This window comes from Pseudomonas sp. MDT1-16 (assembly GCF_054898115.1).
The window spans coordinates 1,794,515-1,814,712 of sequence record NZ_CM142717.1; the positions used below are offsets into that span (position 1 = coordinate 1,794,515).

Annotated in this window: 19 protein-coding genes, 4 tRNA genes and 3 pseudogenes; 19 read left to right on the forward strand and 7 right to left on the reverse strand. The window is 59.4% G+C overall.

Going from position 1 to position 20,198, the window contains the following annotated elements; genetic code table 11:
* Positions 1–47 precede the first annotated feature (47 nt).
* The 10 genes from ACYZT3_RS08080 to ACYZT3_RS08125 all read left to right on the forward strand — a co-directional run bounded on the left by ACYZT3_RS08080 (position 48) and on the right by ACYZT3_RS08125 (position 8,680).
* Positions 48–1,073, forward strand: coding sequence for an NAD(P)H-dependent glycerol-3-phosphate dehydrogenase (locus ACYZT3_RS08080; protein ID WP_282375661.1), 1,026 nt, complete (start codon positions 48–50; stop codon positions 1,071–1,073).
* A gap of 31 nt (positions 1,074–1,104) precedes the next feature.
* Positions 1,105–1,452 (forward strand): DUF4389 domain-containing protein, encoded by a 348-nt coding sequence (locus ACYZT3_RS08085; protein WP_462031833.1) that lies wholly within the window; start codon positions 1,105–1,107, stop codon positions 1,450–1,452.
* Positions 1,449–1,901 (forward strand): phosphohistidine phosphatase SixA, encoded by a 453-nt coding sequence (gene sixA / locus ACYZT3_RS08090; protein ID WP_282375663.1) that lies wholly within the window; start codon positions 1,449–1,451, stop codon positions 1,899–1,901. Before ACYZT3_RS08085 ends, sixA begins: the two co-directional genes overlap by 4 nt.
* 69 nt (positions 1,902–1,970) lie before the next feature.
* Positions 1,971–3,638 carry an AMP-binding protein gene (locus ACYZT3_RS08095; RefSeq protein ID WP_462031834.1) on the forward strand — a complete coding sequence of 556 codons (1,668 nt, stop codon included), beginning with the start codon at positions 1,971–1,973 and terminating at the stop codon, positions 3,636–3,638.
* A 32-nt stretch (positions 3,639–3,670) separates the two neighbouring features.
* Entirely contained in the window at positions 3,671–4,114 is a 444-nt protein-coding gene (locus ACYZT3_RS08100) for a hotdog fold thioesterase (RefSeq protein WP_282375665.1), read from the forward strand.
* 258 nt (positions 4,115–4,372) lie between these two features.
* A complete protein-coding gene (locus tag ACYZT3_RS08105) occupies positions 4,373–5,179 on the forward strand; it encodes an alpha/beta fold hydrolase (RefSeq protein ID WP_282375666.1) in 807 nt (268 codons plus the stop codon).
* Entirely contained in the window at positions 5,176–6,030 is an 855-nt protein-coding gene (locus tag ACYZT3_RS08110; RefSeq protein WP_462031835.1) for an alpha/beta hydrolase, read from the forward strand. Before ACYZT3_RS08105 ends, ACYZT3_RS08110 begins: the two co-directional genes overlap by 4 nt.
* Before the next feature lie 50 nt (positions 6,031–6,080).
* Entirely contained in the window at positions 6,081–6,740 is a 660-nt protein-coding gene (locus ACYZT3_RS08115; protein ID WP_462031836.1) for a glutathione S-transferase family protein, read from the forward strand.
* Positions 6,741–6,748: 8 nt separating this feature from the next.
* A complete protein-coding gene (locus ACYZT3_RS08120) occupies positions 6,749–7,555 on the forward strand; it encodes a DUF4892 domain-containing protein (protein WP_462031837.1) in 807 nt (268 codons plus the stop codon).
* A gap of 69 nt (positions 7,556–7,624) precedes the next feature.
* Complete coding sequence (locus ACYZT3_RS08125; protein ID WP_282375670.1) at positions 7,625–8,680, forward strand: AI-2E family transporter; 1,056 nt, start codon at positions 7,625–7,627, stop codon at positions 8,678–8,680.
* A 40-nt stretch (positions 8,681–8,720) separates the two neighbouring features.
* Here ACYZT3_RS08125 and ACYZT3_RS08130 read toward each other — a convergent pair.
* Positions 8,721–8,851, reverse strand: a pseudogene (locus tag ACYZT3_RS08130) (histidine kinase); the annotation flags it as partial.
* Positions 8,852–9,061: 210 nt separating this feature from the next.
* A pseudogene (locus ACYZT3_RS08135) lies at positions 9,062–9,139 on the reverse strand (DNA-binding response regulator); the annotation flags it as partial.
* A gap of 208 nt (positions 9,140–9,347) precedes the next feature.
* Here ACYZT3_RS08135 and pyrF point away from each other — a divergent pair.
* Positions 9,348–10,046 carry an orotidine-5'-phosphate decarboxylase gene (pyrF, locus tag ACYZT3_RS08140; RefSeq protein ID WP_185752715.1) on the forward strand — a complete coding sequence of 233 codons (699 nt, stop codon included), beginning with the start codon at positions 9,348–9,350 and terminating at the stop codon, positions 10,044–10,046.
* A 98-nt stretch (positions 10,047–10,144) separates the two neighbouring features.
* On the opposite strand, the gene ACYZT3_RS08145 is transcribed toward pyrF, so the two are convergent.
* Both ACYZT3_RS08145 and ACYZT3_RS08150 read right to left on the reverse strand, forming a co-directional pair.
* On the reverse strand, positions 10,145–11,149 hold the full coding sequence (locus ACYZT3_RS08145; RefSeq protein WP_462031838.1) for an NADP-dependent oxidoreductase: 1,005 nt from the start codon (positions 11,147–11,149) through the stop codon (positions 10,145–10,147).
* Positions 11,146–11,283: a hypothetical protein gene (locus ACYZT3_RS08150; protein WP_282375672.1), complete on the reverse strand. Its 138-nt coding sequence runs from the start codon at positions 11,281–11,283 to the stop codon at positions 11,146–11,148. The genes ACYZT3_RS08145 and ACYZT3_RS08150 overlap by 4 nt, the downstream gene beginning before the upstream one ends.
* Before the next feature lie 101 nt (positions 11,284–11,384).
* On the opposite strand from ACYZT3_RS08150, the gene ACYZT3_RS08155 reads away from it, so the two are divergent.
* The 4 genes and pseudogenes from ACYZT3_RS08155 (at position 11,385) to ACYZT3_RS08170 (ending at position 15,795) form a co-directional block, all read left to right on the forward strand.
* Positions 11,385–12,146, forward strand: a complete 762-nt coding sequence (locus ACYZT3_RS08155) for an SDR family oxidoreductase (protein ID WP_150631761.1) — start codon at positions 11,385–11,387, stop codon at positions 12,144–12,146.
* 184 nt (positions 12,147–12,330) lie between these two features.
* Positions 12,331–13,722: an aminotransferase-like domain-containing protein gene (locus ACYZT3_RS08160; protein ID WP_462031839.1), complete on the forward strand. Its 1,392-nt coding sequence runs from the start codon at positions 12,331–12,333 to the stop codon at positions 13,720–13,722.
* 147 nt (positions 13,723–13,869) lie between these two features.
* Positions 13,870–14,934 (forward strand): annotated as a pseudogene (locus ACYZT3_RS08165) (HAMP domain-containing protein); the annotation flags it as partial.
* On the forward strand, positions 14,932–15,795 hold the full coding sequence (locus ACYZT3_RS08170) for a methyl-accepting chemotaxis protein (RefSeq protein ID WP_462032351.1): 864 nt from the start codon (positions 14,932–14,934) through the stop codon (positions 15,793–15,795). The pseudogene ACYZT3_RS08165 and the gene ACYZT3_RS08170, both read left to right, overlap by 3 nt.
* Before the next feature lie 116 nt (positions 15,796–15,911).
* Here ACYZT3_RS08170 and ACYZT3_RS08175 read toward each other — a convergent pair whose 3' ends face one another.
* Positions 15,912–16,670: a hypothetical protein gene (locus ACYZT3_RS08175; protein ID WP_282375675.1), complete on the reverse strand. Its 759-nt coding sequence runs from the start codon at positions 16,668–16,670 to the stop codon at positions 15,912–15,914.
* A gap of 393 nt (positions 16,671–17,063) precedes the next feature.
* Between ACYZT3_RS08175 and ACYZT3_RS08180 the strand changes: the two genes are divergently transcribed.
* From ACYZT3_RS08180 to ACYZT3_RS08195, 4 genes are all read left to right on the forward strand, one after another.
* Positions 17,064–17,139: transfer RNA gene (locus tag ACYZT3_RS08180), tRNA-Glu, on the forward strand.
* 2 nt (positions 17,140–17,141) lie between these two features.
* Positions 17,142–17,217, forward strand: a tRNA-Gly gene (locus ACYZT3_RS08185).
* 105 nt (positions 17,218–17,322) lie between these two features.
* Positions 17,323–17,398 (forward strand) — tRNA-Glu (locus tag ACYZT3_RS08190).
* Positions 17,399–17,401: 3 nt separating this feature from the next.
* Positions 17,402–17,477, forward strand: a tRNA-Gly gene (locus ACYZT3_RS08195).
* A 145-nt stretch (positions 17,478–17,622) separates the two neighbouring features.
* Here the strand turns inward: ACYZT3_RS08195 and ACYZT3_RS08200 are convergent.
* Positions 17,623–19,362, reverse strand: a complete 1,740-nt coding sequence (locus ACYZT3_RS08200; RefSeq protein WP_462031840.1) for a dipeptidase — start codon at positions 19,360–19,362, stop codon at positions 17,623–17,625.
* Positions 19,363–19,558: 196 nt separating this feature from the next.
* Positions 19,559–20,197 carry a LysE family translocator gene (locus tag ACYZT3_RS08205; protein ID WP_462031841.1) on the reverse strand — a complete coding sequence of 213 codons (639 nt, stop codon included), beginning with the start codon at positions 20,195–20,197 and terminating at the stop codon, positions 19,559–19,561.
* Position 20,198: the final 1 nt, after the last annotated feature.

Sequence of the window (20,198 nt, forward strand, 5' to 3'; positions counted from 1 at the left end):
TCCGTATAATGCCGTCATCGCCACTGGTATGGATTAACGGATTGCATATGACTGAACAGCGCCCAATTGCGGTCCTGGGAGGCGGAAGTTTTGGTACCGCCGTGGCTAATCTGCTGGCCGAGAACGGGCATCAGGTGCGGCAGTGGATGCGTGACCCTGAACAGGCCGAAGCCATTCGGGTCAATCGCGAGAACCCGCGTTACCTCAAAGGCATCAAGATTCTTCCGGCCGTCGAGCCTGTCACAGACCTGCTGGCCACTCTGGAAGCTTGCGACCTGTGCTTCGTCGCGCTGCCGTCCAGTGCGCTGCGCTCAGTGCTGGCTCCGCATGCCGCACGTTTGAGCGGCAAGTTGCTGGTGAGCCTGACCAAAGGCATCGAAGCCCACACCTTCAAACTGATGAGCGAAATTCTCGAAGAGATCGCCCCGCAAGCGCGCATCGGCGTGCTGTCCGGCCCGAACCTGGCCCGAGAAATCGCCGAACACGCGCTGACCGCCACGGTGGTCGCCAGCGAAGACGAAGAACTCTGCCAGCGGGTCCAGGAGGCGTTGCATGGCCGGACCTTTCGCGTGTACGCCAGCGCCGACCGTTTTGGCGTGGAGTTGGGCGGCGCGTTGAAAAACGTCTACGCGATCATTGCCGGGATGGCGGTGGCGCTGGGCATGGGCGAAAACACCAAAAGCATGCTGATCACCCGGGCGTTGGCGGAAATGACCCGCTTTGCAGTGAATCAGGGCGCCAACCCGATGACCTTCCTCGGTTTGGCGGGCGTCGGCGATCTGATCGTCACGTGCTCGTCGCCGAAAAGCCGTAACTACCAGGTCGGGTTCGCCCTCGGCCAGGGCTTGAGTCTGGAAGATGCCGTGACGCGGCTGGGCGAAGTTGCCGAAGGGGTGAACACCCTCAAGGTGCTCAAGGCCAAGGCTCAGGAAGTGGGCGTGTATATGCCGCTGGTCGCCGGGCTCCACGCCATCCTGTTCGAAGGGCGCACGCTGGAGCAGGTGATCGGTCTATTGATGCGTGCCGAGCCTAAAACCGACGTCGACTTTATTTCCACCAGTGGTTTCAACTGAACACTCAATTGACAGGGGCAGGGAGCGAGACATGAACGATCCGAAAGAAGAAGCCAAGTACGAATCCATCCTGCTGCGTGTGTTGTGGATGATTGTCTACGTGCTGGTCTGGCAAGTGGCGCAATTCATCCTCGGCGCCGTGGTGCTGGTGCAGTTGATCTATCGTTTGATCTATGGTGCCCCAAGCGCCAGCCTGATGAATTTCGGCGACAGCCTGAGCCAGTTTCTGGCGCAGATCGGTCGTTTCGGCAGTTTCCACAGCGACCAGAAACCCTGGCCGTTCGCCGACTGGCCGACGCCGCGTACACCGGAAGGTGAAGCGCCGCATGTCGTGGCGCCAGCCCCGCACCCGGCACGAGATGAGGAGCCCAAGCTATGAAACTCTGGGTATTGCGTCATGGTGAAGCTGAACCACACGGCAAACGTCCTGATTCCGAGCGGACACTGACGGTCCATGGTCGTGAAGAAGTGCTGCGCACTGCCGCCGAGTTGATCGGCCAGCCGCTTACCGCGATCTATGCCAGTCCTTTCCTGCGGGCGCAGGAGACCGCGATGCTGGTACGTGAAGCCCTGGGCTTCCAACCGGAGATTCGCACCGTCGAGTGGCTGACCCCGGACAATCGGCCGCAAGCGGTGGCAGAGCAGTTGGTGTCTGTCGATCACGCGCTGCTGGTCAGTCATAACCCGCTGGTGGGCAATCTGCTGGGTTACCTTCAGCACGGTCATGTGCAGGGCCCGGAAGCGGTCCCCACCGCCGGCCTTGCCGAGCTTGAAGGCGAAGGGCCGTTGGCCGGCGCGATGAAGCTCAAGGGCATCAAACACCCATAAAAATAGTCAACCGAGCAACTGCTTGGTTGACTACGCTTGCTCCAGACCAAAAATAAAGGAGCGAGTCGCATGCCTGCTGCTTTTCGTTTGCCGCTGGACGTTTTTTACGAGCGTGAAGCGCGCCATCCCCGCCAGCGCTTTTTGGTCCAGCCCACGGGCGGCGGCCAGGTCGAAACGCTGACTTGGGAAGACGTCGGGCATCAGGCCCGTTGCGCCGCACACTGGTTGCGCGCGCGCGAACTGCCACAAGGCAGCCACATCGCCCTGATCTCGAAAAACTGCGCGCACTGGATCATCGCCGACCTGGCGATCTGGATGGCCGGCCATGTGTCGGTGCCGCTCTACCCGAACCTCACCGCCGAGACCGTGGCCCAGGTTCTTGAGCATTCGGAAGCGGCGCTGGTGTTTATCGGTAAACTCGATGACTGGCCTGGCATGTCTCGCGGGGTCAGCGCTGATCTGCCGACGATCAGCCTGCCGTTGCATCCGCCCGGCACGTTCGATTTCAGTTGGGCCGACCTGCAAAAGAGCTCACCGATCCAGGACGATCCCAAGCCGTCCGCCGACCAGTTGGCGACCATCATTTACACCTCCGGCACCACCGGCATGCCCAAGGGCGTGATGCACAGCTTCGCCAATCTGGGGTTTGCCACCACGCGCGGCACGCAGTTGTTCGGCCTGAATGAGTCGGATCGGCTGCTGTCCTACTTGCCGCTGTGCCATGTCGCTGAGCGGATGTTCGTCGAGCTGGCGTCGATCTACACCGGGCAAACGGTATTTTTTGCCGAGAGCCTGGACACCTTCCTGACCGATTTGCGCCGTGCACGACCGACTGCGCTGTTCGGCGTGCCGAGGATCTGGACCAAATTCCAGATGGGCGTGTACAGCAAGATCCCGGCAAAGCGTCTCGACTTCCTGCTCGGTCTGCCGATCATCGGCAAGCGGGTCGGGCACAAAGTCCTCGTCGGGCTCGGGCTGGATGCCTTGCGCATCGCCTTGTCCGGCGCCGCGCCAGTGCCGCAAACCTTGCTGTTGTGGTACCGCAAACTGGGCCTGGATGTGCTGGAGGTCTACGGCATGACCGAAAGCTGCGGCTATTCGCACGTGTGCCTGCCGGGCCAGAACAAACCCGGCTGGATCGGCAAGCCATGCCCGGAGGTCGAGGTGCGGATCGCCGAGTCGGGGGAGGTCATGGTGCGCAGCGGCGCAACCATGCTCGGGTATTTCAAGGAGCCTGAGAAAACCGCCGAAACCATCACCGAGGACGGCTTCCTGCGCACCGGCGACAAGGGTGAGGAGGACGCCGAAGGCAACCTGCGCCTGACCGGGCGCCTGAAAGAGATTTTCAAGACTAGCAAAGGCAAATACGTCGCCCCGGCACCGATCGAAAATCGTCTGGCGGAGCATTCGCGGATCGAGCAGGTGTGCGTGGTCGGCGATGGCCTGAGTGCGCCGCTGGGGTTGTGCGTGCTTTCGGCGGTCGGTCAGCAGGACGCCAGCGGAACGGCGCGCGCAGGTCTGCATTCAAGCCTGGAAAAACTTCTGGAGGAGGTCAACGGCGTCCTCGATAAACACGAACGCTTGCGTCGATTGGTGGTGGTCAAGGACAGTTGGGCGGTGGAAAACGGCTTCCTGACGCCGACCCTGAAGATCAAGCGCAACGTGATCGAAGCCGCGTACGGTGCCCGTTTCGAAGAATGGAGCGAGCGCAGTGAAGTGGTGCTGTGGCAGGATTGAGCCACGAATAACACTAACCAAGGAAAGCAACGATGAGTCTGTGGCGTACCACTCCCAACGTCGAGCAGCTGAACGCAATCCAGAAAAACACCATTGGCGAAGTGCTGGATATTCGCTTCGAAGCCTTCGACGAAGAGTCCCTGACCGCGAGCATGGCCATCGACCACCGCACTCACCAGCCTTACGGATTGCTACACGGAGGCGCCTCGGTGGTGCTGGCCGAAACCGTCGGCTCGATGGCCAGCTACCTGTGCATCGATGCCAGCAAGTTTTACTGCGTAGGCCTGGAAATCAACGCTAACCATTTGCGCGGCTTGCGCAGTGGGCGGGTCACGGCGGTGGCCAAGCCGATTCACATTGGCCGCACGACGCATGTTTGGGACATTCGGCTGAGCAGCGATGAAGGCAAAGCCAGTTGTGTGTCGCGGTTGACCATGGCGGTGGTGCCGTTGGGTGAGAATCCGCCAACCCGCTGAAACGCAATTCCTTGTAGCAGCTGGCGCAGCCTGCGTTCGGCTGCGCAGCAGTCGTAAAACCATTCACCGCGGTGTCTCAGGCAAATCGAGGTGGCAGGATTTACGACTGCTTCGCAGCCGAACGCAGGCTTCGCCAGCTGCTACAAGGATCGACATCACCCTGACCGGACTGTCATCATTCCTGGCACTTACGGTCATTGCGGTTCGCGACTGGCTTACAGACAATCAACCCCTGTTCTAGCTCATGGATCGACCGGTATGTCGCAGCAGATTTTTTTCGCCCACGCCAACGGTTTCCCCTCGGGCACCTATGGCAAGTTGTTCGCGGCGCTGGCGCCCGAGTATCAGGTGACGCATCTGGAGCAGCACGCCCACGACCCGCGTTTTCCGGCGGACGACAACTGGTACAACCTGGTGGACGAGCTGATTCATCACCTCAAGCAGCAACCGGAACCAGTCTGGGGCGTCGGCCATTCCTTCGGTGGCGTGCTGCACTTGCACGCGGCGTTGCGGTGCCCCGAGCTCTATCGCGGCGTGGTGATGCTTGATTCGCCGGTGCTGACCCGTGCCGATCAATGGGTGATCCGTGCGGCCAAACGCTTTGGTTTCATCGATCGCCTGACTCCGGCCGGTCGTACGTTGGGGCGGCGCGAAGAGTTCGCCGATCTGGAAGCGGCTCGACGGTATTTCGCTGGCAAAACCCTGTTCCGTGGCTTCGATCCGGAATGCTTCGACGCCTACCTGCAACACGGCTTGCACAAGGTGGGCGACACGCTGCGTTTGCGCTTCGACCCGGCGACGGAAATCAGCATCTACCGTGGCGTGCCGCACACCAGTCCGGGTCGCGCACGGCAGCTGAAAGTGCCCCTCGCCGTCGTTCGAGGGCACAAAAGCCGCGTGGTGATGCGTCATCACGCAAGCGCTGTGGGGCGCATGCCGCTGGGCGAGTCGCTGACCCTGCCCGGCGGCCACATGTTTCCCCTCGAGCGTCCCCAGGACACGGCCACGCTGCTGAAAAATCTGTTCAGCCGCTGGGAAGGTCGCCGCCTACGGGATTGCGCATGAGCAACGTCGTTGAGGAAGTCCGCCTTAGCCTGCCGCACATAGAGCTGGCAGCGCACCTGTTCGGTCCCGAAGACGGCATGCCGGTGATCGCTTTGCATGGCTGGCTGGACAACGCCAACAGCTTTGCCCGACTGGCGCCGAAGCTCAAAGGCTTGCGCATCGTTGCGCTGGACATGGCCGGTCACGGTCATTCCGGGCATCGTCCGACCGGTGCCGGTTACGCGCTGTGGGACTACGCCCATGACGTGCTGCAAGTCGCCGAACAACTGGGCTGGAAACGCTTCGCACTGCTGGGGCATTCCATGGGCGCGATTGTTTCGCTGGTGCTGGCCGGTTCGTTGCCGGAGCGAGTGACCCATCTGGCGTTGATCGACGGCATCATTCCTCCTACAGACAAAGGCGAAAACGCTGCCGAGCGGATGGGCATGGCCCTGCAAGCGCAGCTGGATTTGCGGGAGAAGCGCAAACCGGTCTACAAAACGCTCGACCGGGCCATCGAGGCGCGCATGAAAGGCTTGGTAGCGGTCAGTCGCGAAGCCGCGGAACTACTGGCCCAACGTGGATTGATGCCGGTGCCGGGTGGTTACACCTGGCGCACCGATAACCGCCTTACGTTACCGTCGCCGCTGCGTCTGACCACCGAACAGGCGATGGCCTTCGTCCTGCGGGTCAGTTGTCCTGCAAAACTGGTGGTGGCTGCCGACGGCATGCTAGCCAAACATCCCGAGTTGCTGGAGCGTCTACCCTTTAGCCGTGAACAGCTGCCTGGCGGCCATCATTTGCACCTGAATGACGAACCCGGCGCCGACCTTGTCGCAGACTGTTTCAATAGGTTCTTCGCCGTTCCTTGACTTGCGCCGGGCAACTGTCGAGGCTGGGCGGGTTGAAATGGGAGACAACCATGATAGATCTCTACACCGCTGCGACCCCGAATGGCCACAAGGTCTCTATCGTGCTCGAGGAACTCGGCTTGCCCTACACGGTGCACGCCCTGAGTTTCGATAAAAAGGAACAGAAGTCCAAGGACTTCCTCAAGATCAATCCCAATGGCCGGATACCGGCGATTGTCGACCGCGCCAACGGCGATTTTGCCGTGTTCGAATCCGGCGCCATCCTGATTTACCTCGCTGAACTGAGCGGCAAACTGTTACCCAAAGACCCCAAGGGGCGTTCGGTGGTCCTGCAATGGCTGATGTTCCAGATGGGTGGGATCGGCCCGATGCAAGGCCAGGCCAACGTGTTTTTCCGTTATTTCCCGGAGAAACTCCAGGGCGCCATCGACCGTTATCAGCATGAAACCCGTCGCCTCTATGAAGTACTCGACACGCGCCTGCAAGCCGTGGAGTTTCTGGCCGGTGAGTACAGCATTGCCGACATCGCCACTTTTCCGTGGGTTCGTGGTCACGAGTGGTCCGGTGTCGCGGTGGACGGCTTGCCAGCCTTGCAACGCTGGATGGCAGCCCTGGAGGCGCGTCCGGCGGTGCAGCGTGGTTTGCTGGTTCCCGAGCGCATCGATGACGCCAGTGTCGTCAAAGGTGCCCAGGCCATGCTGATCCGATGAGTCTATCCATGCGTTCACTCAGTCTGCTCACGCTGTGTTGTTTCAGTCCCCTGTTGTTTGCCGCCGATGTCCCGGGCAGCCAGGACCTGCCGATCGTGCCGCGTATGGCCGATGCGCAGATCGTCGACTATCGTCCGGTCGCCGAACTTGAGCGGATCTATCCACTGGGTTCGATCCGCAAAATCAGCGGCCAGTTGCGCTTCGATGGTCAGGTCAGCGCCGGTGGAACGGCCACCTCGGTAACCTACGAATTACCGCCGGAGCATTCGTCAACCGACGCCTTCACCGCCGCTCGTGAAACCTTGCAGAAGCAGGGCGCCCAACTGCTGTTCTGGTGCCAGGCCCGTGATTGCGGCGAAAGCAGCCTGTGGGCTAACGATGTCTTCGGCAATGCCAAGCTCTATGGCGCTGATGATCAGCAAGCGTATTTGCTGTTGCGCCTGGCGGCTCCGCAGGACAACACGCTGGTGGCGCTTTACAGCATCACGCGCGGCAATCGCAAAGCCTATTTGCACGTCGAACAGTTCGACGCCGCTGCGCCGCTGGGCGATTTGTTGCCGACGTCTGCCACCTTGCTTCGGGAGCTCAAAAGCACCGGTGAGCTCGATTTCCCCAAGCTGACCGGCGATCCTGACGATGCCTGGCTGCGCCTGATCTCCCGTGGATTGAATCTGGACACCACGTTGCGGGTCAGTGTTTCCGGGGCGAAGGCCGAAGCCTGGCGTCAGGCACTGATCGGGCAGGGTGTGCGTACCGCCAGGATGGAAGCCGGCAGCGTCGAGGGCGCAGGCTTGCACATCGAACTGTTGCGATAAGCTTTATCAGGCGAACGTGCAAGCCGCGTTCGCCTACTCTTTTGCGGACTGACTTTTTTCGAGATTTAGATGATCAATAACGATCGGCTGTTGGTGCAGATCCTGCTCCTGGTGCTGTTTGGCGCGAGCTTCTGGGTGATGGCACCGTTCTGGTCGGCGCTGTTCTGGGGCGCGGTGCTGGCGTTTGCCAGTTGGCCGCTGATGCGTTTGCTGACGCGTTGGCTCAATGGTCGCGAGTCGTTGGCGGCGGCATTGCTGACGCTGGGCTGGATGTTGCTGGTGGCGGTGCCGTTGGTGTGGCTGGGGTTCAACCTCGCGGACCATGTGCGCGATGCCACGGCGTTCATCAAGGATGTGCAGGTCGATGGGCTGCCGGAAGCGCCGACCTGGCTGGGCAGTGTTCCCCTGGTGGGCGAGCGGCTGGTGGGGATCTGGAACAGCATCGATCAGCAGGGCGCGGCGATGATGCTGGCGGTCAAACCTTATCTGGGCCAGGTCGGCAACTGGTTGCTGGCGCGCAGTGCGCAAATTGGCGGCGGGATTCTCGAGCTGACATTGAGTATCGTCTTCGTGTTCTTTTTCTACCGTGACGGGCCGCGTCTGGCGGCGTTTGTTCATGGGCTGCTGGAACGGCTGATTGGTGACCGTGCCGGGTATTACATCGAATTGGTGGCGGGCACGGTGCAGCGGGTGGTGAACGGTGTAATCGGGACGGCGGCGGCCCAGGCGGTTCTGGCGTTGATCGGGTTCTTGATTGCCGGGGTCCCAGGGGCACTGGTGCTAGGGATTGTTACATTTTTGCTGAGCCTGATTCCGATGGGCCCGCCACTGGTGTGGATTCCGGCCACGGCGTGGTTGGCGTGGAAGGGTGAGTACGGGATGGCGGTGTTTCTCGGAAGTTGGGGGACGTTCATCATCAGTGGCGTCGACAACGTGCTCAAACCGTACCTGATCAGCCGGGGCGGAAATTTGCCGTTGGTGATAGTGCTGCTCGGGGTGTTTGGCGGGCTGATTGCCTTTGGGTTTATTGGCTTGTTCATCGGCCCGACATTGTTGGCGGTGGCCTACAGCCTGCTGACCGACTGGAGCAAGAGCCAGTCTCGGGTTGAAGATCGGCGCCCTTGATCGTTCCCACTGAACCGGTGAAGGTCAGTGGGCTTTTGACTTAAGTGGCCACGTTCAGGTACTTGCCACGGTCGCCACATTGTCGAGCGAGTACTGCTTGCTCAGGTTAGCGATCATTTTGTTCAGGGCTTCGGTCACGTTCGACTGATCGGTGGAGCTGTCCGTATTCTCTCCCTGCTGACGCTACCGATCATTGGGCTCACTCCTTGGAATGGGTAACCGGTGGGTGCACCGGCTTATGCAGCCTCAAGGGGCAAGTTGTCGTGGGTATATGGGGTTTGTACCGAACGGTACACAGAGTTGTGATCAGGCTCGGGCCAGGCGAATCACTGCTGTCAGGCCACCACCGGGCGTTTCTTCCAGGCTCAACTGTCCACCCCTGTAGTCGTCGGCGCCCAGTTCCAGGCCGATGATCCGGTCGGTCGGTTCGCAACGGGCAGTGAGCATCAGGATAGGGATGTGGAAGTGCTGTAAGGACGTGTTGCGGCTGCCGAAGGTAACGTTGAAGGGTGTTGCAGGCGTGTCATGTGTGTATCTGACTCGACACAATTGACGCAAGGGCTAGTCTTGATTGAGCCGCCTCGACGAATTACCGATCATCGGGTCCCGTAGAGGCGCTGGTTCCGCTACAATGCGCGCCGATTTCGACCTGCCTGAGAGCCCACTCATGTCCGCCTGCCAGACTCCTATCATCGTCGCCCTGGATTTCCCCACCCGTGACGCCGCACTGAAGCTGGCCGATCAGTTGGACCCGAAGCTGTGCCGGGTCAAAGTCGGTAAAGAATTGTTCACCAGCTGCGCTTCGGAAATCGTTGGCACCTTGCGTGACAAAGGTTTCGAAGTATTCCTGGACCTCAAGTTCCATGACATCCCGAACACCACCGCCATGGCCGTCAAGGCGGCTGCGGAAATGGGCGTGTGGATGGTCAATGTGCACTGCTCCGGTGGTTTGCGCATGATGGCCGCGTGCCGCGAAGTGCTCGACCAGCGTACCGGTCCGAAACCATTGCTGATCGGCGTGACCGTGCTGACCAGCATGGAACGTGAGGATCTGGCGGGGATCGGTCTGGATATCGAGCCGCAGGAGCAAGTGTTGCGTCTGGCCGCGTTGGCGGAAAAAGCCGGGATGGATGGTCTGGTTTGCTCGGCTCTGGAAGCCCGGGCCCTGAAATCGGCACACCCGTCGCTGCAACTGGTCACTCCGGGGATTCGTCCAGCGGGCAGCGCCCAGGACGATCAGCGCCGCATTCTGACGCCGCGTCAGGCGCTGGATGCCGGTTCCGATTATCTGGTGATCGGCCGTCCGATCAGCCAGGCCGCGGATCCGGCCAAGGCGTTGGCGGCCGTAGTCGCCGAACTGGCTTAAGCAGCGCCTCCAAAATCATTCGCGGGCAAGCCTCGCTCCTACAAGTCATGGGTCGACCGACCCATGACTTGTAGGAGCGAGGCTTGCCCGCGAAGCTTTTAAACCTTCAACACTAACTTCCCAAAATTCTCGCCGCTGAACAACTTCATCAGCGTCTCCGGGAACGTCTCCAGTCCTTCAACAATATCTTCCTTGCTCTTGAGCTGCCCCTTGGCCATCCAGCCGGCCATTTCTTGCCCGGCGGCGGCGAACTGTGCGGCGTAGTCCATTACCACAAAGCCTTCCATCCGCGCGCGGTTGACCAGCAACGACAAGTAGTTGGCCGGGCCTTTGACCGCTTCCTTGTTGTTGTACTGGCTGATGGCGCCGCAAATCACCACCCGCGCCTTCATGTTCAGACGGCTCAATACCGCGTCGAGGATATCGCCGCCGACGTTATCGAAATACACGTCCACGCCTTTCGGGCATTCACGCTTGAGGCCGGCGTGGACGTCTTCGTTTTTGTAATCGATGGCACCGTCAAAACCCAGTTCGTCGATCAGGAATTTGCACTTGTCCGCGCCGCCCGCGATGCCGATCACGCGGCAACCTTTGATCTTGGCGATCTGCCCGGCAATGCTGCCCACCGCACCCGCAGCACCTGACAACACCACGGTGTCACCCGCCTTTGGCGCGCCGACATCGAGCAGGGCGAAATAAGCGGTCATCCCGGTCATGCCCAGCGCCGACAGATAACGCGGCAGAGGCGCGAGTTTCGGATCGACCTTGTAGAAACCGCGTGGCTCGCCGAGGAAGTAATCCTGCACACCCAGGGCACCGTTGACGTAGTCCCCGGCCGCAAAGCCCGGATTATTCGAGGCAACGACTTTGCCTACACCCAATGCGCGCATCACTTCGCCGATACCGACGGGTGGAATGTAGGACTTGCCCTCGTTCATCCAGCCACGCATGGCCGGGTCCAGGGACAGGTATTCGTTTTTGACCAGTATCTGACCCGCGGCCGGTTCGCCGACCGGTACTTCTTGATAGGTGAAGGTCTCACGGGTCGCCGCGCCCACCGGACGCTTGGCAAGCAGGAACTGGCGATTGGTCTGGGTAGTCATGACAGGCACTCAAGATGAATGAAGACTTGTTGATAGACCTTCATGATCGATGCCGCAAGTTTGGCTGATGCGGCGAATGCATATCGATCCAGTGCAGTGATAGTCAAACCGCCGGTTTTATCACTGTCACTCATGGGCGCCCAACCGGCCTTCTGATAGTGCTGCCGTGCCGCAGGCCCCTGTGGCTAGATTGCGAACACGCGATCCCCCGCATCTTCTCTTCGAGGACATAACAATGAGCATGACGTTTTCTGGCCAGGTCGCCGTTGTGACAGGCGCGGCCAATGGCATTGGCCGCGCGACCGCCCAGGCTTTCGCCGCTGAAGGCTTGAAAGTGGTAGTGGCCGACATGGACACGGCCGGGGGTGAAGGCACTGTGGCACTGATTCGTACGGCGGGCGGCGAAGCGACCTTCGTGCGTTGCAATGTCACGCTGGAAAGCGATGTAAAAAATCTGATGGACGAAGTGGTCAATACCTACGGCCGTCTCGACTATGCCTTCAACAACGCCGGCATCGAGATTGAGAAAGGCAAGCTGGCCGAAGGCACGGTCGATGAGTTCGACGCGATCATGGGCGTCAACGTCAAAGGCGTCTGGTTGTGCATGAAGTACCAGTTGCCATTGCTGCTGGCCCAAGGCGGCGGTGCGATCGTCAACACCGCTTCGGTAGCCGGCCTTGGGGCTGCGCCGAAGATGAGCATTTACGCGGCGTCGAAACACGCGGTGATCGGCCTGACCAAATCGGCGGCCATCGAATACGCCAAGAAAAAGATTCGGGTGAACGCAGTGTGTCCGGCCGTGATCGACACCGACATGTTCCGCCGTGCCTATGAAGCCGACCCGAAGAAAGGCGAGTTCGCCAATGCCATGCACCCGGTCGGGCGCATCGGCAAGGTCGAGGAAATTGCCAGTGCGGTGCTGTACCTGTGCAGCGATGGCGCAGCGTTCACCACGGGGCATTCACTGGCGGTAGACGGTGGCGTGACAGCGTTCTGAAACCAGGCGCTGCAACGTAGGAAAAAACCCGCATTTGTGCGGGTTTTTTTTCGGTTCCTTAAAGGGGCCGGCCAATGTGTTTCAAATGGTTAGAACCGAGGGTTTTGGCGGCGTTGTCGCACAGCTCATCGACCGCTCCTGTGATTAACTGTTTCCCGCAAAACGGACAGGAGTTTGCTTGCTCATGGAGTTGAGAATCGATCGACGGGCATTGGTGCCGGTCGTACAGCAAATCGTCGACGCGTTAGCCTGCTGGCTTCGCCGTGGCGAGGTGCCGCCGGGGACGCGTTTGCCTTCCGTGCGGCAAATCGCCCGGATCAATTTGCTTAGTCAGTCCTGCGTCTTTGAAGCCTGTGAGCGTCTGGTGGCTCAAGGGGTGCTGGCGTCGCGTCATGGCGCCGGTTTCATTGTCGCCATTCCAGCGCTGGCCACTCAGGTGCAACAGGATTGCCCCTGGTTCGAGGGGGCAGAAGTGAAGCAGGGCGGCACCTCGGGCGAACTTAAATTGGGGTGTGGTGGACTGCCCGAGAGCTGGCGCGAAACTGACGACCTTAGCTACGCGATCTGTCAGGTCAGCCGCACCGACATGGCTGGCTTGTTCAACTACAGCACGCCGCTGGGCCTGCCAGCCTTGCGCCAGCAGATCCACAAACGCCTGAAACAGCTGGATATCGTGGTGGAGGAAAGCCGGATCCTGACAACGGCGGGTGCCAGTCAGGGGCTTGACCTGATTGTGCGGACCTTGTTCAAGCCAGGTGATTGCGTGGTGGTAGAGAATCCCGGTTATTCCTTGCTGTTCGATCTGCTCAGGCTGCACGGTGTCAGCATGATCGAGGTGCCGCGAACCCCGCGCGGGCCGGACATTGAAGCGCTTGAGGCGCTGCTGGTGAAGGACCGACCTCGCGGGATATTCATCAATAGCTTCTATCACAATCCGACGGGCAGCAGCTTGGCGCCGGCGGTGGCGCAGCGGGTTCTGCAATTGGCCAAAACCTATGGCCTTCTGGTTATCGAAGACGACGTCTATGCGGATTTGCACAGCGGCCTCGGTACGCGGCTCGCCGCGCTCGATATTGATGACAACGTGATCTACGTCGGCAGCTATTCCAAAACCCTCAGCAGTTCGTTGCGGGTCGGTTTTGTCGTGGCCGGCGCCGGGGTTATTTCGCGTCTGGCCGAGGTCAAGATGATCAGCAGCATGGGTGCTTCACGGTTCTGCGAGTCGGTGCTGGCAAGCCTGTTGGCCAACGGTGCCTACCGCAAATTGGTACAGCGCCAGCGCCAGCGTTTGAGCAATGACAGGGAGGCGGCGTTGCAAGTGCTTGAAGACGCCGAGTGGGAGGTCTTTGGCAAGCCGGTCGGAGGCCTGTTCATCTGGGCGCGATCACGTAAGTCCGACTACGCTCAGGTGCGGACTCAGGCACAGCGCTTCGGTGTTCTGTTGTCTTCTGCGACGGCATTCAGTCCCACCGGAGAGGCCAATGACTGGCAGCGCATCAATGTGGCCTATGCCTGTGATCCGCGAGCCCGGGCATTTTTTCGAGCCACCTCTCTGGATCGACCTCAAGCGTTCTGAAAACGACGTGAGCGTAGCTTTTTGCCATTATTCAGACGCTAGAGACTTGTGTTGATACAGGCCCGTTGCGAATCTGCGTCAACAGACTATGTCAGGGGACTAAGTGCAATGAATTCGGCCGTGCAAGGACGTTTTGCCAACCTCGGTATGGCTAAAAAACTGAGTGTCGGGTTTGTATTGGTGCTGCTGTTGACAGCCTTGGTGGCGGCCATCGGCGTATGGTCGCTGCAAACCATCAGCCAGCGCTTCGACGGGCTCAAGCAGATGTCGTCGCTCAACAGCGGTTTGCTCAAGGTGAGACTGCTCGAGCAGGAATACGCCTTGCACGGTAATCCCAAAACCGCCGATGCCTTGCGCGAGGGCGTTGACGGCCTGATCGCTCTAGCAACCCAACTGAAAGCGGCGTCTGCGGCCAACGTGCCGGTGATGAATGACGTCGAGCAATCCCTGGGGGCCTACCGCAAGGCCTTTGATGAGTTCGTCTCGCTCAGCCAGGCCAAGGACCTGGCGCTGGAGATGGCCAGTTGGTCGGTGTCCAGCGTGGCCAATAACCTCGACGTGCTGCAGGCCGGGCTGGCCGATGACGGTGCTTATACCTTGAAAGAATCCGAAGGCAAGGACGGAGGGCAGTTCATCGAACAAGCCAATCAGGTCAGCCAGGTGTCGCGGTTGATGTTGCAAGCCATGAACGAAGCACGTGTGCGCCTGGACCTGAGCCGCAAGGGCGACGACAGCGCAGGGCAGGGCAAGATTGAGCAGGCCGATCAGGCCCTGAGCCAGGCCGGGCAACTGAAAACCACGGTCAAGGATGAGGGTTACCAAACTGTCCTCAATGAAGTGGTCGGGCACATTGGTGGATTCAGCGAAAAACTCGCCGAGTACACCGGCCTGTTGGCGCAGGAAAAGACTGTCTATCAACAACTGCATCAGCGCGCTGCGCAGGTGGTGGAACGGGTGGATCAGGCCTATGTCGCCGAAGATCAGTCGATGCAGACGGAGCTGAAAAAGAACTCGCTGCTGATCATCGGTTCCTCGGCGCTAGCGTTGCTGGTCGGGCTGATTGCGGCCTGGGTGATTACCCGTTTGATCGTGGCACCGCTGCGCAGTGTGATCCGTGTTGCTCAACAGATTGCCTCTGGCGATTTGAGTGCGACGGTCGAAGTGACCCGCCGTGACGAGATCGGGCAGTTGATGCAGGCCATGCAGCAGATGGGCGCTGGGCTGAGCAGTATTGTCAGCGGTTTGCAGGCGGGCATCGAACAGTTGGCCAGTTCGGCGCAGTCGCTGTCGGCGGTGACTGAGCAGACGAATCTTGAAGTCAGCAGCCAGAAGGAAGAAACCGAACAGGTCGCTACCGCGATGAATCAGATGACCGCCACCGTGCATGACGTTGCACGTAACGCGGAGGAGGCTGCCCAGGCGGCGCAAACGGCTGACGGTAAGGTTGAAAGTGGTCAGCAGGTGGTGCGCCAGAGCATGGCGCGGATCGAGCAGTTGGCGGATTCAGCCACCTCGGCCAGTTCGAGCATCGAAAGTTTGAGTGCGCAAATCCAGAACATCGGTACGGTGCTGAGCGTCATCAAGAGTGTGGCCGAGCAGACCAATCTGTTGGCCCTCAACGCCGCCATTGAAGCGGCTCGAGCCGGCGAGCAGGGCAGGGGCTTTGCGGTGGTGGCCGATGAAGTGCGGGCACTGGCCAAGCGCACTCAGCAATCGACCGAGGAGATCGAACGACTGGTGAGTGCCTTGCGCTCGGCGGCTCAGTCTTCTGTTCAGCAGATTCAGAACAGTGGGGAGTTGGTGAAGCTTGCGGTGAGTGATGCGTTGCAGACTGAGAGTGCGCTGGGGAGTATTGCGGCGGCAGTGTCATTGATTCAGCAGATGAACCAGCAGATTGCAGCGGCTGCCGAGGAGCAGAGTTCAGTGGCTGAGGAGATTAATCGCAGTGTCACGAGTATTCGGGCCAGTGCGGATCAGTCTTCGTTGGCGATGCAGGGGAATGCGGCTTCCAGTATTGAATTGGCGCAGTTGGGGGTTGAGTTGAAGGGGATGGTGGGGCACTTCAGGCTCTAGATGTACATGGACGAAGGCGGCCTGACGGCTGACCTAACTTTCCTGGGTGTACACGCCAAACTCAACGCAAAAACAAAGCCACCTGTTTAGGTGGCTTTGTTTTCTGCTTTCACTGATCAGTCGTAGATCACTTTTTTCTTCCAGTCCGCATCGGCCTCGACGTCTTTGAGGCCTTCGGTCAGTTGGTTCACTTCGCCTTCTACCGGGGCGATGTTGTCCATGACTTGTGCGTTGGCGCGAGCCAGGAGTTTTTCCAGGTATTCCAGCTGTTCGGCGTAGACCTGGGGTTCCTGTTGTTTGCGCAGGTATTGCACGCCGCGTTCGAACGCCAGGCGGGCCTGGCCGGGCTGGTTCTGTTGCAGGGCGTGCTGGCCGAGGTTGTTGAAGAATTCGATGTGCAGCAGGACAAGGATGTGGCGAACTTCGCGGATCCAGCGTTTGGCTTCGTTGGTCGGCAAGAAGCCGTCATGTGCGGCGCGGGTGATTTGGCCGTGCAGGGCTTCGAGCAGGAAGCGTACGTCCTTGGCTTTGGCTTCGGTCTGGATCGGTGCCGGCGGGTTGTTGACCGGGATCGATTCGCCCTGAGCGACCAAGGCGTTCAATTCGCCAATCCGTGCCTTAAGGTTGGAACTGGTTTTTTCCAGATGGAGCAGGCGTTGGCAGACGTTCAGTTCCAGGCGGGTCAACAGCAGCTTGAGTGCCGGTGTCATCAACTGGCCGGGAAAGGTTTCAGTGATTTCGCCGCAACGACGCAGACGATCGTTGAGCTCAACCTTGGTGCGGGCCTTTTCCAGCTTATTGTTTTCCACCACATGGTTCATGTAGCCAATGGTGATCAATAGTGCGATCCCGGCTACGACTAGCAGGGTGATCATGAGTGGTGTCACCGGTAAGACCTCTTTATGGGGTTCGCGTGCGAGTGTAGTGGCTTGGCATTGGGACGCATAGCGCCGCTTGGCGAGTTGAATCGGCTACTGCACTGCCTGTATCGGCCGCGTTCCTGCTTATATAAGTAATAGCGTGCGAGGTGCACATTGCCATCATCGTTGGCGTGGGTGGACTATAACGCCTTGGCGGATGTCAGAATATAGGCGTCAAACGCCGGGCGGCGGAAAAGCCGGATTAGGGTCTTAAAGCAGGGCGAAGTCATTGATTTAAATAAATTTATATCTGGGGGTTGACGACCCCTCAATCCATCCATAGAATGCGCGCCACTTACAGCGTAAAGCACACAGCGAAACGCGGTAGGGAGTGAACGTTGTACGTGTGTCCCCTTCGTCTAGTGGCCTAGGACACCGCCCTTTCACGGCGGTAACAGGGGTTCGAGTCCCCTAGGGGACGCCAATGCGGGAATAGCTCAGTTGGTAGAGCACGACCTTGCCAAGGTCGGGGTCGCGAGTTCGAGTCTCGTTTCCCGCTCCAATTTTAAACAGCGTTGCTTTTGGGCAGGGCTGAGTGAAACCAGAACCAGCATCTTCGGATGCGGATTTGGGCACTGAAATACACACCATGTGTTTCAGTTAGCGTGTCCCCTTCGTCTAGTGGCCTAGGACACCGCCCTTTCACGGCGGTAACAGGGGTTCGAGTCCCCTAGGGGACGCCATTTGCGGGAATAGCTCAGTTGGTAGAGCACGACCTTGCCAAGGTCGGGGTCGCGAGTTCGAGTCTCGTTTCCCGCTCCATATTTAACGAAAACGCCGCTCATTGAGCGGCGTTTTTGTTTGTGCGTCATCCATAAAAAAGGACCTTAAGGTCCTTTTTTTGTTTGTATTGGAATCAAGACGATCAACGCGTCGGACCCGCCTGAACAGCGGGTCCGAAGGAGAATCAGAGTTTCGGCAACTGCCCGATGCGCCCCATCATCTCGGTCACGATCTGCAGATCCAGCAGGAACTGGTCGACGGTCTTGAACTCGCTGTCGGTGTGGCCGGTGTACTTGACCTCGGGACGCGCCAAGCCGAATTGCACGCCATTGGGCAGTTCATGCACCGAGGTAGCGCCGGCGGAGGTGCCGAACTCTTGTTTCATACCGAGGTTTTCGCTGGCCACAGCCAGCAGCGCCTTGACCCATTCACCCTCAGGGTTGCGGTACATCGGCTCGGCGATCGAGTAGTCAAAGGTCGCGGCAACATGGGTTTTCTTGCTCCAGGCAGCAATCTTCTCGGCTATTTCCGCCTTGAGCGCTTCCGGCGATTTGCCTTTCGGCACCCGCAGGTTGACCGCGAGTTTGAAGGCTTTTTCATCCATCCCGACGTAGGTCAGGGACGTGGTCAGCGGGCCCATGAACGCATCGGAAAAACCGACGGCCAACTTGCCACCCTTGTAGTCCAGGCCCCAGTTGTCGGTGGCGTAGCGGGCCGCGTCCGTGATGTGGTTGTGCTTGAGCGCGACCTTGCCGTCCAGACCGTGGATGAAGTCCAGCATCCGAGCCACCGGGTTGACGCCTGATTCAGGTTCGGACGAGTGGGCGGAAACGCCGGTGACGGTCAGTTTGACGTCTTTGCCGTCGACCTTGGCGCTTACTTCGAAGTCGCCGCCATTGCGTTTGGCATAATCAGCGCCGGCCTTTTGCAGGCTGGCGGCCAGTTCGACGGGTTTGTCAGTCAGCAAGGTGACGACGGAAGCCGACGGAATCTGGTTGGTGGCCAGGCCGCCGGTCATCGAAATGATTTCCGCGCCCTTGCCCTCGGCTTTGCGTTTGGGGAAGTCCGCCATCACCGTGCCGTAGCCCTTCTCGGCAATCACCACCGGGTAGCCGCCATCCAGTGCCATGTTGTAGTTGGGGGTCGGGTTGTGTTCGAAGTAATAAGGAATGGCGTCGCCAGTGGTTTCTTCGGTGGTATCCACCAGCAGCTTGAAATTGCGCGCCAGCGGCAGCTTCTCTTCCTTGATCACCTTCATCGCGTACAGCGCCACGACGATGCCGTTCTTGTCATCTTCGGTGCCCCGGCCATACATGCGGTCGCCGATCAGGGTTATCTTGAATGGATCGAGTTTGGTGCCATCCTTCAGCACCCAGTTCTCCGGCGTCACCGGCACCACATCAGCGTGAGCATGGATGCCCACGACTTCATCGCTGCTGCCCTCAAGGGAGATTTCATAGACGCGATTGTCGATGTTGCGGAAGTTCAGGTTGAAAGCCTGGGCCAGGCCCTTGATCTTGTCGGCGATCTTGATGAATTCCGGATTGTCGTGCTGGTCAACGCCGTCCACACGAAAGGTCGGGATTGCCACCAGTTCACGCAGGGTCTCGGTGGCAGCGGCGCCGTACTTCACACGTGCGTAGAGGCCAAGCAGGCGATGGATTTCGTTCTGCTGTTCAGCGGAAAGCGGCTTGTTGTCGAGGAAGGCACTGATGGCCGGGCCGAGATCGTCGGTTTTGGCGAGGTCGCTCTTGGCCAGGCCTCCCAGGAACTGCCTGAAATCCGTTACCGATGCATCACTGAAGGTATTGAGGATGATCGCGCTCTGTTGCGGGGTGATGTTGGCGTGCGCTGTCAGGGTGAACGACGAAAAGCTGGCCAGTATCAGGGTTGACGCAGCCAGGTGCTTGAGTGAGAAATTCATTGCTGGGGGCATTCCTTTGCAGGCAGTTTGTGAGAAGTTTTTGATCGATGAGACAGAAACATTTCCAAGCTAACACCACGAGGGAGCGGTAGGGAGTCCCTGAAGTGGGATCTGTCGCACAGAAATGCAAAAGCGCCGCAGAAACGAAAAAGGCCCGCCAGTTTGATTGAGCGGGCCTTTTCCATTGGCGCAGGTGTTACATCGACAGAATCAAGCGTCCAGCGAACAAAATCAGAATCACCCCCATCGTCCGCTCGAACCAGTGCCCCATGCGCATGAACAGCAATCGTACCCGGGCGCTGGAAAAGAACAGCGCGACGATCACGAACCACAGCGCGTTCACAAAACACATCCACACTCCATACAGCGCCTGGATCTTCAGAGGTGTCGTGGCGCTGATGAGCGTGGTGAAAATCGCAAGGAAAAACAGCGTGGCCTTGGGGTTAGTAGCGTTGGTCAGGAAACCCGTGGTAAAGGCCTTCAGCAACGTTTGCTCGATAACCGGCTCGTCTGCGCCCTTGTCGCCCTCCAGTACGGTTTTGGGTTTGCTGCGCACCAGGCTGACGCCGAGGTACAGAATGTAGGCACCGCCCACCACCTTGGCTACCGTCAATAGCCAGGGCGTCGTGTGCATCAACGCGCCGACCCCGAGCAGGGTGTAAAGCACATGCACCGAAATGCCTGCGCCGATGCCCAGTGCCGTGCAAATCCCGACCAATCGACCGAAGCGCACGCTCTGACGGATGGTCACTGCGAAGTCTGGTCCGGGTGCGACCACGGCCAGAAAGTGGATAGTTGCCAGCGCCAGAAACTCGCCCAGGTAATTCGAAAGCATC